Source organism: Kutzneria sp. NPDC052558, from assembly GCF_044547355.1.
Lineage (GTDB): Bacteria > Actinomycetota > Actinomycetes > Mycobacteriales > Pseudonocardiaceae > Kutzneria.
In genome coordinates this window covers 320,407-336,076 of sequence record NZ_JBIUAG010000001.1, presented here as the reverse complement: position 1 = coordinate 336,076, position 15,670 = coordinate 320,407, and the positions used below count along the sequence as shown (strand labels likewise).

Here is a 15,670-nt window from a genome sequence, read left to right as displayed (position 1 = left end):
CAAGGGGGACAGTTGTGACCGAAACGGACCGGATGCGCGCCTACCTCAAGCGCGTCACCGCCGAACTGCTCGACACCCGCAACCGGCTGGCCGAGCTGGAGGCGGCCGCGCCCGAGCCGGTGGCGATCGTGGGCATGGCCTGCCGGTATCCCGGCGACGTGCGCAGCGCCGATGACCTGTGGGACCTGGTGTCCGCCGGCCGCGACGCCATCGGGCCGTGGCCCGAGGACCGGGGCTGGGGCGACGTCTTCGACCCGGATCCCGAGGCACCCGGCAAGTCCTACGTCCGTGAGGGCGGATTTCTCAACGGCGCCGGGGATTTCGACGCCGAGCTGTTCGGCATCAGTCCCCGGGAGGCCATCGCCACCGATCCGCAGCAGCGGGTGCTGCTGGAGACCTCGTGGGCGGCCTTCGAGCACGCCGGCATCGACGTGACCTCCTTGCGGGGCAGTCGAACCGGCGTCTTCGTCGGCTGCATCGCCCAGAGCTACGGGGACACCGCCGCTGACCGGGCGGCCATCGAGGGCTACCTGATCACCGGCACCATGACCAGCGTCGCCTCCGGCCGCATCGCCTATGTCTTCGGGCTGGAGGGCCCGGCCGTCACGATCGACACCGCCTGCTCGTCCTCGCTGGTCGCCATCCACCAGGCCGTGCGGTCGCTTCGTGACGGGGAGTGCGATCTCGCGGTGGGCGCCGGCGTCACGGTGTTGTCCGATCCCGCCGTCTTCACCGAGTTCTCCCGCCAGCGCGGGCTCGCGATTGACGGCCGGTGCAAGCCCTTTGCCGACGCCGCCGACGGCACCAACTTCGCCGAAGGCGCGGGCGTGGTGTTGTTGGAGCGGTTGTCCGACGCTCGCCGCAACGGCCATAAAGTCCTGGCTGTGGTGCGGGGTTCGGCGGTCAACCAGGACGGCGCGTCGAACGGCTTGACCGCGCCCAACGGCCCGTCGCAGCAACGGGTGATCCGTGCGGCCTTGACCGACGCGGGGCTGTCCACTGCGGACGTGGATGTCGTCGAGGCCCACGGCACCGGCACCACTCTGGGCGATCCCATTGAGGCCCAGGCGATTCTCGCCACCTACGGCCAGGGGCGCGATGTGCCGCTGTGGCTGGGCTCCCTGAAGTCGAACATCGGCCACTCCCAGGCTGCCGCCGGCGTCGGCGGCGTCATCAAGATGGTGATGGCGTTACGGGCCGGCATCCTGGCTCGGACCTTGCACGTCGACCACCCATCGTCCCATGTGGACTGGTCAGCCGGCGCCGTGAAGCTGTTGAGCGACGCCCAGCCGTGGCCGGCGAGCGACCGCCCCCGCCGGGCCGCCGTCTCGTCCTTCGGCATCTCCGGCACCAATGCCCACATCATCCTGGAGTCCGTCGACGAGGTCGCGACGGAAATCCCTGGTGGTGCAACGGCTCTGTCCGGCGTCGTGCCGTGGGTGCTGTCGGCCCGATCGGCGACGGCCCTGAAGGCCCAGGCCGCCCAGCTGCTGGAGCATGTGGATGCCGGCGGGTCTGCTGCAGATGTTGGCTGGTCGTTGGCCATGACCAGGGGTGCGCTGGAGCATCGGGCGGTGGTGTGGGGGTCGGATCTGGAGATCCTCCGGGCCCGGCTGCGGGACCTTGAGTCAGGTGCGGTGACCGGAGTGGCGTCGGCCGGTGGGCCGGTGTTCGTGTTTCCGGGGCAGGGGTCGCAGTGGGTGGGGATGGCGCGGGAGCTGATGGCGTCCTCGCCGGTGTTCGCCGACGAGATCGAGCGTTGTGCCCAGGCACTGAGTGAGTTCGTTGACTGGTCGCTGGTTGACGTGCTGATGGGAGCACAGGAGCTCGACCAGGTTGATGTGGTTCAGCCGGTGTTGTTCGCGGTGATGGTGTCGCTGGCGGCTCTGTGGCGCGCTTGTGGGGTCGAGCCGGTGGCGGTTGTCGGCCACTCGCAAGGGGAGATCGCGGCGGCGTGTGTTGCTGGTGCGTTGTCGTTGTCGGATGCGGCCCGAATTGTTGCGCTGCGCAGTCGTGCGTTGAGGGCGATTGCCGGCACCGGCGGCATGGTATCGGTGTCGTTGCCGGTGTCTGAGGTGCGGGAACGGCTGTTCGGCCCACTCGATGTTGCGGCGGTGAATGGGCCGTCGGCGGTGGTGGTGTCGGGTGAGCGGGTGGCGCTGGATGGGTTCGTTGCCCAGCTTGAAGCCGAAGGTGTTCGCGTGCGGCGGATTCCGGTGGATTACGCGTCGCACTCAGCCCAGGTGGAGTCGATCCAAGGCGAGCTGGCCGAGCTGCTGAAGGGGATCGAGCCGCGTAAGGGCGAGGTGCCGTTCTATTCGACGGTCACCGGTGAGCTGATCGACACGGCCGAGCTGGATGCCGAGTACTGGTACCGCAATCTGCGGCAGCCGGTGCGGTTCCACGACGTGGTACGAGAGCTGACCGGGCAGGGAATGCGGAGTTTCCTGGAGATCAGCCCGCATCCGGTGTTGACGATGAGCGTCGAGCAGACCCTCGAGGAGTGCGGCGGCGGAGTGGTCGGCGCGAGCCTGCGCCGGGACGAGCCGGAGACGGAACAGTTCGTGCAGGCCCTGGCCAGGGCCTGGGTGGCGGGCGTCGACGTGCACTGGGACAAGGTGGTGACTGGCCGGCGGGTCGATCTGCCCACGTATGCCTTCCAGCACGTTCGGTACTGGCTGGGGGCGCCGGCCGCCGAGGGCGATGTGGGCGGGGCGGGCCTGGATGCGGTGGATCACGGCGTGCTGCGGGCGATGCTGCCGACGCCGGAGTCGGAAGGCGTGACGCTGACCGGGCGGCTGTCGCTGCGGTCGCATCCATGGCTGGCCGATCACGCAGTCGGCGGCGTGGTGGTCGTGCCGGGGGCGGCGCTGGTGGAAATGGCTTTGCGGGCCGCGGACGAGGTCGGATGCGCGGTGGTCGAGGAGATGACCCTCGAAGCGCCGCTGCTCGTGCCGAACGATAGCGGTGTCCGCATTCGGCTGGCCGTCGGCGCTCCCGACGCCGACGGCCAGCGCAAACTGACGGTGTACTCCAGCCCCGAGAACCAGGCCGCCGAGTGGGTCCGGCACGCCGAAGCGACCCTGGCCGAGACCGGCAAACCGGCGGCCGACCTGATGGTCGAGAGCTGGCCGCCGGCGGGCACAACCCCGGTCGACATCGACGGCCTCTACGACCTGCTGGCGGCGGCCGGGCTCGAGTACGGGCCGGGATTCCGTGGCCTGAAAGTACTCTGGCGCGACGGCGACGAGCTCTACGCCGAGGTGAGCCTGCCCGAGAGCATCCGAAGCGGCGCCAGCCGGTTCGGCCTGCACCCGGCGCTGCTGGACGCGGCCCTGCACCCCCTTGGCCTGTACGAGAACGAGGACGGCACCCCGAGATTCGCCGGCCAGCTCCCGTTCAGCTGGCGGGACGTGACGATGTCGGCCACCGGCGCGGTGTCGCTGCGGGTACGGATACGGGTCGATGGAACGGCGGTGTCGGTCGACCTCGCCGACGACACCGGCCGATCGGTCGCCTCGATCGGCGCGCTCACCCTGCGGGCGATCACCGGGAACCTGCGCGGCGAATCGCTGCTGGTCCCGGAGTGGAACCCGGTCCCGAAGTCCGATGTGGATGGATCTTGGGTGCTGGTGGGCCACCTGTCAGAAGACCTCGGCTGCCAGGACGCCTTCGACGACCTCGACGGCCTGCGGCTGGCCCTCCACGCCGGACTGTCCACTCCGGACACGGTTGTGCTGCGCCATGACCCCGTGACCGCCGAGACCGTGCCGGAAGCGGTGTCCGAGACCACCGTCCGCACGATGACCGTTCTCCAGTCCTGGCTCGCCGACGACCGATTCACCAGCTGCCGACTGGTGATCGTCACCCGGACGACCGGACTGGCGGCCGCCGCCATCCGCGGCATGGTCCGGGCCGCCCAGAGCGAACATCCCGGCCGGTTCACCTACATCGAGGTCGACGACGACCAGTCGATGCCGGTGGTGCCGGCGATACTCGGCACGACCGAGACCGAGCTGGTCCTCCGCGACGGCGAGCCGTTCGCACCCCGGCTCCGCCGTCAACCCGCCCCAGCTCAGGACCGGAACCCTTGGGGCGACGGCACTGTCGTCATCACCGGCGGCACCGGAGGCCTCGGCGCGCTGGTGGCGCGGCACCTGGTGACCGCCCACGGCGTCCGGAACCTGTTGCTGCTGAGCCGATCCGGCCTGGCTGCCCCTGGTGCCTCGGAACTCGAAGCGGAGCTGACCGCCGCCGGCGCGGCCGTTGACATGGTGGCGTGTGACACGGCCGATCGCGAGGCACTGAGTCGGGTGCTAGCCCAGCATCGGTTGACGGCAGTGGTGCACGCGGCCGGTGTGCTGGACGACGCGGTGATCGAGTCGATGACCGTCGAACAGGTGCAGCGTGTGCTGGCGCCGAAGGTGCTGGCGGCCTGGAACCTGCACGAGCTGACGCAAGACGCCGACCTCCAGGCGTTCGTGCTGTTCTCCTCGGCGTCGGGCGTGCTCGGCGGCGGCGGTCAGGCCAACTACGCGGCGGCCAACGTCGTGCTCGACCAGCTGGCGACGATGCGCCAGCAGGAGGGACGGCCGGCGCTGTCGTTGGCGTGGGGCCTGTGGGATCAGGCCAGCGGCATGACCGGCGGCCTCGACGCTGCCGGCCGGGCCCGGGTCCGGCGATCCGGCATCGAGGAGATGACCAGCGCCGACGTCCTGGCCATGCTGGACGCGGCCGTCGTCTCGTCGGAGCGGTGCGTGGTGACGGCGAAGCTGAATCCCGCCGCCCGGGCCCAGGATCCCGCGCCGCAGGTGCCGTCGATGCTGCGCGGGTTGGTACGGGGCCGCCAGCGGACCGTCACCGTGACGGAATCCGGCCAGGACGCCGGTGCCGCCGTGTGGGCCCGCTGGCTGGCCGCGTTGGCCGAGCCGGAGCGCCGCCGCGCGGTGCTGGAGATGGTCCGCAAGCAGGTCGCCGTTGTGCTCGGACACACCGATCCCGGGGTGGTGGACGTCGACCGGGCGTTCACCGAGCAGGGCTTCGACTCGCTGACCGGCGTCGAACTGCGCAACCGGCTGGCCGCGGTGACCGGGCTGAAACTGCCCGCCACCACCATCTTCGACCATCCGACCGCGGCCGCCCTGGCCGTGCATCTGCTGACCCGGGCCATCGGCGGCGACTTCCCGGGCCTGCTCGACGGCATCCAGCGGACGGTGCGCGCCGCCGGCCAGGACGCGGAGCGCCGGGACGAGCTCGCCCAGTGCCTGCGGGACCTGCTGGCCGAGCTGCGCGTCGAGGACTCGTTCGAGCAGGTGCTGGATTCGGCCACCGACGACGAGCTGTTCGGGCTGGTCGACAACAACTACGGCGCGTAGGGCGGATTGGCGAATGTCTGACACCGACAAGCTGCGGGACTATCTGAAGCGGGCGATCGCCGATTCCCAGCGCGCGCACGAGAAGCTGCGGGAACTGGAGGAAGCCGGCCGGGAGCCGGTGGCGATCGCCGGCATGGCCTGCCGCTATCCGGGCGGGGTGCGGACCCCGGAGGATCTGTGGGGGCTGGTGTCCGAGGGCCGGGACGCGGTGGGGCCGTGGCCGGACAACCGGGGCTGGGACGTGGACGGCCTGTTCGACCCCGACCCGGCCGCGGTCGGCAAGTCCTCGGTGCGTGAGGGCGGTTTTCTCTTGGAGGCGGCCGATTTCGACGCCGGCTTCTTCGGGATGTCGCCGCGAGAGGCACTGGCCACCGACCCGCAGCAGCGGCTGCTGCTGGAGGTGGCGTGGGAGGCGATCGAACGGGCCGGCGTCGACCCGGCCACGTTGCGCGGCACCAACACCGGCACGTTCGCCGGCGTCATGTACAGCGACTACGGCGGCCGCTTCACCGCGGCGGGCATGCCCTCCGAGCTGGAGGGATACATGCTGATGGGTAGCGGGCCCAGCGTCGCCTCCGGCCGCGTGTCCTACGTCCTGGGCTTGGAGGGCCCGGCCGTCACCGTGGACACGGCCTGCTCGTCGTCGCTGGTGTCGATGCATTTGGCGGTACAGGCGTTGCGCGGCCGGGAATGCGATCTGGCGCTGGCCGGTGGCGTCACGGTGATGGCCACGCCGACGATCTTCGTGGAGTTCTCCCGGCAGCGTGGCTTGTCGCCCGACGGTCGCTGCAAGTCCTTTTCGGACGGTGCCGACGGCACGGGCTGGGCCGAGGGCGCCGGCATGCTGGTGCTGGAGCGGCTGTCCGACGCGCGCCGCAACGGGCACAACATCCTGGCTGTGCTGCGGGGTTCGGCGGTCAACCAGGACGGTGCGTCGAACGGGATGACCGCGCCCAACGGCCCGGCCCAGCAGCGGCTGATCCGGCAGGCCCTCAAGAGCGCCGGCCTTACCACCGCCGACGTCGACGTGGTCGAGGCCCACGCCACCGGGACCCGGCTCGGCGACCCGATCGAGGCCCAGGCCCTGCTGGCGACCTACGGCCACGGCCGGGACGAGCCGCTGTGGTTGGGCTCGCTGAAGTCCAACATCGGGCACGCCCAGGCGGCGGCCGGTGTCGGCGGCGTCATCAAGATGGTGCTGGCCATGCGCCACGGCGTGTTGCCGCAGACGTTGCATGTGGACAGTCCGTCGTCCCAAGTGGACTGGACCGAGGGTGGCGTCCAGTTGTTGGCCGAGGCCCGCGAGTGGCCGGCGGTCGATCGGCCGCGCCGGGCGGCGGTCTCCGCGTTCGGCATCTCCGGCACCAACGCCCATGTCATTCTCGAAGCCGGTGAGCCCGTCGCACCCGAAGCCCGCGCAACGGAAAAACCCTTGGTGCCGTGGGTGTTGTCCGCGGCAACGCCCGCCGCACTAATCGACCAGGCTCGTCAGCTGGCGGACTTCATTGACGGGCAGTCCCCGGTGGACGTCGGCTGGTCGCTGGCGACGACGAGGACGACGTTCGAGCATCGCGCCGTGGTGGTCGGACGCCGCCGCGACGAAATGGTCTACGGACTCCGGAATCTGACCGGTGCCCAAGCCGACGGGTCGGGTCGGCTGGTGTTCCTGTTCCCCGGCCAGGGCTCCCAGGCGGCGGGCCTTCTGCCTGGGCTGCGACAGGCGTTTCCGGTGTTCGCCGAGACCGTTGACGCCGCGTGCGCCGAACTCGACCGCCACCTCGCCGGCCACGCCGAACACGCTGTGGCGGAAGTGATGTCGGCCGATGCGGACAGCGAACTCGGCGGGCTGATCAACCAGACCATGTATGCCCAGGCCGCGCTGTTCGTGTTCGGCGTGGGCCTGTTCCGACTGTTCGAGTCATGGGGTGTGCGGCCGGATCTCGTGATGGGGCACTCGATCGGCGAGGTGGCCGCCGCCCACGTGGCCGGGGTGTTCTCCCTCGATCAGGCCTGCGCCCTGGTCGCCGCGCGCGGGCGGTTGATGCAGGCCGTCCCCGGGGACGGCGCGATGCTTGCGATCGCCGCCACCGAGGAAGAAGCGGGGGAGTGGATGACGGACCGGGTGTCCGTCGCCGCGCTCAACGCGCCGGGATCGGTTGTGCTGTCGGGTGATCGTCGAGAGCTGGCCGAGATCGAAGCCGGACTCGGCGACCGTAAACGGACTTGGCTGCGGGTGAGCCACGGCTTCCACTCCCCGCAGATGGATGCGATGCTCGACGAGTTCGCCGAGGTCATCGGCGGTTGGACGTTCCAGCCGCCCACCATCGGCCTGATCTCCAACACCACCGGCAAATTGGCCGACGCGGAGCTGGTGTGCGATCCGGGGTACTGGGTGCGGCATGTGCGGCAGCCGGTCCGGTTCGCCGACGGCGTGCGGGCCGCGCTCGAACAGGGCGCGGACCGGTTCGTGGAGATGGGACCCGGCTCGGTGCTGACGGCGCTGGTCGACGGGCCGGTGTGCCGGGTGCCGGTGCTGCCGTCGAAGCGGCCCGCGCCGGAAGCCGTCGTCGCCGCGCTCGGTGCGTTGTGGGCTGCTGGCACCGAGGTCTCGTGGGAGGGGGTCTTCGCCGGGCTGGACGGGCGGGTGGTCGAACTGCCGACGTACGCGTTCCAGCGGGAGCGGTACTGGCTCGACGCCCCGACCTTCGCCGGCGACCTCACCGCCGCCGGCCTCGACACCGTCGACCATCCGGTGCTGAAAGCCCTGCTGGTGGCCACGGATTCGGTGGTGGCGACCGGCCGGCTGTCGCTGCGCAGCCATCCCTGGCTGGCCGATCACGCGGTTGACGGCACGGTTCTGGTGCCCGGCACCGGGTTGGTGGAGCTGGCCATCCGTGCCGGCGACGAGGTCGGTGCCGGCACGGTGCGTGAGCTGACCATCGAGGCCCCGCTGATCGTGCCCGCCGACGCCGATGTGTACGTCCGGGTCACGGTGTCGGCGGCGGACGAGGCCGGAAACCGTTCGTGCGTCATCGAATCGCGGGCCGGCGACCGCCGTGACCAGGCCTGGCTCCGGCACGCCGCCGGCACTCTCACCGCGGTTGCCCCGGAGGCGCAAGAGATCGATGCGTGGCCGCCTGCGGCGATTCCGCTCGACGTCGCCGACCTGTACGACACGTTGGCCGGCAGCGGACTCGACTACGGGCCGGCGTTCCGGGGCCTGCGGGCCGCGTGGCACGCCGGCCAGGACCAGTTCGCCGAGGTCAGTCTCCCGGAGGACGTCGACCCGACCGGCTTCGTGATGCACCCGGCGCTGTTCGACGCGGCCCTGCACGTCCTCGGCCACGCCCCAGGGGACCGTCGCCTGCCGTTCGCGTGGAGCGGCGTGACCGTGTTCGCCACGCAGGCGGTCGCGTTGCGGGTGCTGGTCCGCCAGATCGGCCCCGACACCGTCAGCATCGTCGCGACCGACCCGAACGGCCGCCCGGTGGCGACCGTCGAATCCCTGACGCTACGGCCGGTCGCTGCTGGTCAGCTGCGGGCGTCGAGCAGTTCGTTGCTGGTGACGGAATGGACGCCGGTAGCGGTGACCGAGGCCGCCGACGCGGTGTTCCTCAGCGACCTGGCAAGTCTGAGCGCCGAAATCGAGGCCGGTCGGCTGGTCCCGGACATCGTTCTGTTGCGCAGCGCGGAATCCACCGCGAAGAGCTCGGCGCATCGGATGCTGGGGTTCATACGGGAGTGGCTGGCCGAGGAGTGGACCGCCGGCAGCCGGCTGGCAGTGATCACCCGGGGCGTCGTCGACGGCACCGTCGAGGGGCTGGCTTCCTCGGTGGTGCACGGGATGATCCGCTCCGCGCAGACCGAACACCCCGGCCGGTTCCTGCTGATCGACACCGACGACGACTACCCGACCCGGCTGCTGGCCGCGATCACCGACGAGACCGAGATCCTGATCCGGCACGGCGAAATCCTCGCGCCACGCCTGGTCGCTGCCCGAACGGCCGAACCGACCGGCACCTGGGGCGATGGCACGGTGCTGATCACCGGCGGTACCAGCGGCCTGGGCGCGGTGGTGGCGCGGCACCTGGTCGACCGGTGCGGGGTCCGGAGCCTGGTGCTGACCAGCCGCACCGGGGTGGCGGCCGAGGAACTGGCCGCAGACGTCGAGGTCGTGGCTTGTGACGTCACGGATCGAGCGGCACTGGCCGACCTGCTGGCACGGATCCCGAATCTGACCGGGGTCGTGCACGCGGCCGGCGTCGTGGACGACGCCGTGATCGAGCAGATGACCGACGAGCAGCTCGACCGGGTGTTGGCCCCGAAGGTCGTGGGGGCCACGAACCTGCACGAGCTGACGCGAGACGCGAACCTGTCGGCGTTCGTGCTGTTCTCGTCCGTTTCGGGCGTGCTGGGTGGTGGCGGGCAGGCCAACTACGCGGCGGCCAACGCGTTCCTGGATTGCCTGGCCCGCCACCGACAGGCGATCGGCCTGCCAGCCGTGTCGCTGGCCTGGGGCCTGTGGGCGAACGCCGGCGGCATGACGGCCGGGCTGACCGCCGCCGACCTGGAGCGGATGCGGCGCGCGGGTGTCGGGCCGCTGACGGTCGACGAGGGGCTCGGCCTGCTGGACGCGGGCATGGACCTCGGACGAGCGACTGTCGTTGCCGCGGAGCTGAATCCGGCGGCCTGGCGGGCCCGGGATGTGGTGCCGTCGGTGCTGCGCGGCCTGGTCCGCAGCTCCCGGCGGACATCGGCCGCGGTGTCGGCCGCCGATTCGGGCTGGGCGCAACGGATGGCAACCCTGGATCAGGCCGACCGCGAGCAGCAAGCGGCGGCGCTGGTCCGCACGCACGTCGCTGTGGTCCTCGGCCAGGCCGACGAGCGGAGCGTCGACCTCGCGCGGTCCTTCACCGAGCAGGGTTTCGACTCGCTGATGGCGATCGAGCTGCGCAACGCCGTCACCGCCGCGACTGGCCTGGCGCTGCCGGCCACCGTAGTGTTCGACTACCCGACCCCGTTGGCGCTGGCCGAACATCTGGCAAGCCGGACCACGAACTCCGGCCCGGAAACGGCCCGGCCGGTGGCCGTGACCAGCACCGATGACGACCCGATCGTGGTGGTGGGCATGGCCTGCCGCTTCCCGGGCGGGGTGGATTCGCCGGAGGCGCTGTGGGATGTGGTGGCCGAGGGCCGGGATGTGGTCGGCGCGTGGCCGGGTGATCGCGGCTGGGATGTCGAAGGCCTGTTCGATCCGGATCCGGCCGCAGTCGGGAAGTCCTACGTCCGTGAAGGCGGATTCCTCAGCGGCGCGGCGGATTTCGACGCCGAGTTCTTCGGGATGTCGCCGAGGGAGGCCTTGGCCACGGACCCGCAGCAGCGGCTGCTGTTGGAGGTCGGCTGGGAGGCGGTGGAGCGGGCCGGCATCGATCCGTTGGCGTTGAAGGGCAGCGCGACCGGCGTGTTCACCGGCGTGATGTACGGCGACTATGCCGGCCGGTTCACCGTGGCGCCACTGCCGGCCGATCTGGAGGGATACCTGGTCGGCAGCCAGCCCAGCGCCGCATCCGGCCGCGTCTCCTACGTGCTGGGCCTGGAGGGCCCGGCCGTCACGCTGGACACGGCGTGTTCGTCGTCCCTGGTGACGATGCATCTGGCCGCGCAGTCGCTGCGGACGGGCGAGTGCGACCTGGCGCTGGCCGGCGGCGTGACGGTGATGGCCACGCCCTCGGCCTTCGTGGAGTTCTCCCGCCAGCGCGGATTGTCGCCCGACGGCCGTTGCAAGTCCTTTTCGGACGGTGCCGATGGCACGGGCTGGGCCGAGGGCGCCGGCATGGTCGTGCTGGAGCGGCTGTCCGACGCGCGCCGCCACGGCCACCAGGTCCTGGCCGTGCTGAAGGGCTCGGCGGTGAACCAGGACGGTGCGTCGAACGGGCTGACCGCCCCGAACGGGCCCTCCCAGCAACGGGTGATCCTGGCCGCGCTGGCCAACGCCGGTCTGTCCACTTCGGACGTCGATGCGGTGGAGGCCCACGGGACCGGCACCGCGCTGGGCGACCCGATCGAAGCCCAGGCGCTGCTGGCGACCTACGGCCAGGACCGGTCGGAGCCGCTGTGGCTGGGGTCGATCAAATCGAACATGGGCCACACGCAGGCGGCGGCCGGCGTGGCCGCCGTGATCAAGATGGTGCAGGCGATGCGCCACGGCGTGCTGCCCAAGACCCTGCACGCCGACGACCGCTCTTCGCACGTGGACTGGTCCTCGGGCGCGGTGGAGCTGCTGACCGAGGCCCGGCCGTGGCCGGAAACCGGTCGGCCCCGGCGGGCGGCGGTGTCGTCGTTCGGTATCTCCGGCACCAACGCCCACCTCGTCCTCGAAGCCGTGGCCGAAACCCCGGACACAGTCGAGGCCACGCCTTCAGAGGTGCTGCCATTGGTGTTGTCGGCACGGTCCGCCGCAGCGCTGAAGACCCAGGCGCAGCGCCTGCTCGACGTCGATCAGTCCACTGTGGACGTGGCGTGGTCGTTGGCGACGACCAGGGCCGAGCTGGAGCATCGCGCGGTGGTCTGGGGCCGGGACGCCTTGCGGGACCTCGCCTCAGGCGAGAGCCCCGGCGTGGCCGCGGGATTCCGCACCGGTACCGCCGCCGGTGCGACCAGCCTGGTGTTCCTGTTCCCCGGGCAGGGATCGCAGGCCGTGGGCATGGGAACGCGGCTGCGGCAAGCGTTCCCGGTGTTCGCCGAGGCATTCGACGACGTCTGCGCGCGGCTGGACGAACACCTGGCGGCTGACCCCCTCGCCGAGGTGATCGCCGCCGGCCCGGCCGACACCCTGAACCAGACTCGCTACGCGCAGACCGGGCTGTTCGCGGTCGGGGTCGCGCTGTACCGGCTGCTCGAATCGTGGGGAGTGCGGCCGGATTACGTGATGGGGCACTCGATCGGCGAGCTGGCCGCCGCCCACGTGGCCGGGGTGTTCTCCCTCGACGACGCGTGCCGGCTGGTGGCCGCGCGGGCCCGTCTGATGCAGGCCCTGCCCACCGGCGGGGCGATGCTGGCCGTCGCGGCGACGGAGGATGAGGCTTCGGTTTGGCTGGCCGGCCGGGAGAAGATCTCCCTGGCGGCGATCAACGCGCCCGGATCCGTGGTGCTGTCCGGTGATCGTGCGGCGCTTGAGGACGTGGAAAACCTGCTTGGCGACCGCAAGCGGACGTGGTTGCGGGTCAGCCACGCGTTCCACTCGCCGCTGATGGACGCCATGCTGGCCGACTTCGAAGAAGTCGCGCGGTCTGTGACCTACCACCCGCCGCGAATCGGCTTGATCTCCAACACGACCGGCGAGGCGGCGACCGCCGAGGTGTGCGACCCGAGCTACTGGGTCGAGCACGTCCGCCGGCCGGTCCGGTTCGCCGACGGCCTGCGCACCCTGCTCGACCAGCGGGTGACCGGATTTCTGGAGCTGGGGCCGGGGGCGGTGCTGAGCGCGCTCGTCGACCGCGAGGACGTGTGGTCCGCGCCGCTCATGCACCCCCGCCGGGACGAGGTCGAGTCGGTCATCGCGGCGGTCGGGCAGGCGTGGGTGGCCGGCGCACCCGTGTCCTGGAAGGGGATAATCGGCGGCGGCCGCCGTGTGGATCTGCCCACGTATCCCTTCCAGCGCCGCCGGTACTGGCTCGACACCCCGCCGATGACCCCGGATCTGGCGGCCGCCGGGCTGGCCACGGTCGATCACGCGGTGCTGAAGGCCGTGACGACTGCGGCCGATTCGGACACGACGGTCGTCAGCGGCCGCCTGTCACTGCGGAGCCATCCCTGGCTGGCTGATCATCGGGTGCACGGCACGGTCATCGTGCCCGGCACGGCGCTGGTGGAGATGGCCGTCCGCGCCGGCGACGAGGTCGGTTGCGGCGTGGTGGAGGAGTTGACGCTCGCGGCGCCGATGATCGTGCCGGATGAGGGCGAGGTGTACATCCAGGTCGTGCTGTCGGCGTCCGATGAGGACGGTCGCCGAACCTGCGGCATCCACTCCAGGACCGAATCCCATGGCCCCTGGACGGCCCATGCCGAAGGCGCGCTCGTCGCGACCGGCCAAGCGGTCGGTGATCTCACGACGTGGCCGCCGGTCGGCAGCGTGTCGATAGCCGTCGACAACGCCTACGACGCCTTGGACATCGACGGCTTCGGCTACGGGCCGATGTTCCGCGGCCTCAACGCGGCCTGGTCGCTCGGCGCGGACGTGTATGCCGAGGTCACGCTGCCCGATCCGGCCGCTGCCAACGGATTCCTCGTGCACCCGGCGCTGTTCGACGCGGCCATGCACGCGGGACTGCTGGCCCGCGAGGACAAGGGGCAGCCGATGCTGCCGTTCTCCTGGCGTGGCGCGGCCCTGCACACGGTTGGTGCCACGGCGATGCGGGTCCGGTTACGGCCGACCGGCGACGACACGGTGTCGATCCTCGCCGTCACCGAGTCCGGTGAACCGGTGCTGTCGGTGGACGCGGTCGCGGCCCGGCCGGTGTCGGTCGAGCAGCTGGCCCCGCGCGGGCGTGACCTGTACGAGGTCACCTGGACGCCGATCACGACAGAGTCCGGACCGCTGCCGACGATCGTGTCCACGTCCGAGGATCTCGCTGCGTTGACGGCCATTCCGGACACCGTCGCCTATGTGGTGGTCACGCCGGACGGGCCCGTGATCGACACGGCCCACCAGGTCGCGAAGCAGGTGCTGAGCCTGCTCCAGGCCTGGCTCGACGACCCTCGCTACGGCTCGTCCCGGCTGGCGGTCGTGACCCGCGGCGCCACGGTCGACCTGGGGCAGGCCCCGGTGTGGGGACTGGTCCGGGCGGCGCAGGCGGAGAACCCGGGCCGCATCGTGCTGGTGGACGTGGACGACCTGCCGTCGCCGCAGGTCATTGCCGAGGCCGTGGCGGCGGGTGCCGACGAAATCGTTGTCCGGCAAGGAGAACTGCGGGTGCCCCGGCTGGTCGCCGCGTCGCCGGCGCCGGAGCCGGGCCGCCAGCTGGATCCGGCGGGAACGGTGCTGATCACCGGTGGCGCCGGCGGCATCGGCGCGGTGATCGCCCGACACCTCGTGACCGCGCACGGGATCCGGCACCTGCTGCTGGCCGGCCGCCGGGGCCCGGACACGCCCGGCGTCACCGAGTTGCTGGCCGAGCTGACGGAACTCGGGGCCGCCCCGACGGTCGTCGCCTGCGACCTCACTGACCGGAAGTCCGTCGCCGGCCTGCTGAACGCCATCCCGGACGACCGGCCGCTGACCGGAATCGTGCACGCGGCCGGCATCGGCGACGGCGGCCTGATCGGCGACCTGACGCCAGCCCGGGTCGACGCGGTGTTCGGGCCGAAGGTCGACGCGGCCTGGCACCTGCACGAGCTGACCCGGGACCGGCCGCTGGCGGCGTTCGTGCTGCTGTCCTCGGCCGGCGGCCTGGTCCTGGCCGAAGGGCAGGGGCATTACGCCGCGGCCAACGTGTTCCTCGACGCGCTCGCGCAGCACCGGCACGGCCAGGGACTGGCCGCGGTGTCGCTGTCGTACGGGATGTGGGACGTGGAAACGGGTCTCGGCCGGCGGCTCACCGCGGCAGACCGGGAACGCATGCGCCGCAGCGGATTCCCGCCCATGCCGGTCGGGGAGTGCCTGGCCGCCTTCGACCGCGCACTGGCCTCACCCCGGCCGCACCTGGTGCCGCTGCGGATCGACCAGGCCGCGCTGGCGGCCCGAAGCGATGTGCCGTGGCTGCTGCGGCGTCGGGCCGTGCGCCCCACGACCAGCGGGGAGACGTCGCTGCAACAACGCTTGGCTGGCCTGGACGACACCGGCCGGGACCGGGCGTTGGCGCTGCTCGTCACGGAAAAGGCCGCGCGGATCCTGGGCTACGCCAACGCCGACGCGGTGGATCCGGACCGGGCGTTGCAGGACGCCGGCTTCGACTCGATCATGGCGGTCGAGCTGAGGAACGAGCTGACTGCCGCGACCGGCCTGCGGCTGCCGGCCACGCTGGTGTTCGACCACCCGACCCCGACGGCGATCGCCACCATGCTGGCCAAGGAGCTGGCCCCGGCCACGCCGCCCAACGTAGGCGATGCGGAGCTGCGCCAGGCGATCGCGGCCATCCCGCTCGACCGACTGCGTGCCGCCGGGCTGGCCAAGATGCTGGTCGACCTCGCGCGGGACGTCGACGTGCCGGCCCAGCCGGAGGTGGAGATCGATGAGATGGACGCCGAGGACCTCGTCGGGTACGTGCTCGGCGACCTGGTGAAGGAAGGCTGACGAA

2 protein-coding genes are annotated in these 15,670 nt (G+C 71.4%); both read left to right on the top strand.

The genetic code is table 11. The features are described 5' to 3' along the window. Positions 1-14: 14 nt before the first annotated feature. Entirely contained in the window at positions 15-5,375 is a 5,361-nt protein-coding gene (locus tag ACIG5F_RS01550; RefSeq protein WP_396515405.1) for an SDR family NAD(P)-dependent oxidoreductase, read from the top strand. After that, positions 5,320-15,666: an SDR family NAD(P)-dependent oxidoreductase gene (locus ACIG5F_RS01545; protein ID WP_396515679.1), complete on the top strand. Its 10,347-nt coding sequence runs from the start codon at positions 5,320-5,322 to the stop codon at positions 15,664-15,666. Before ACIG5F_RS01550 ends, ACIG5F_RS01545 begins: the two co-directional genes overlap by 56 nt. The last annotated feature ends 4 nt before the right edge of the window (positions 15,667-15,670 follow it).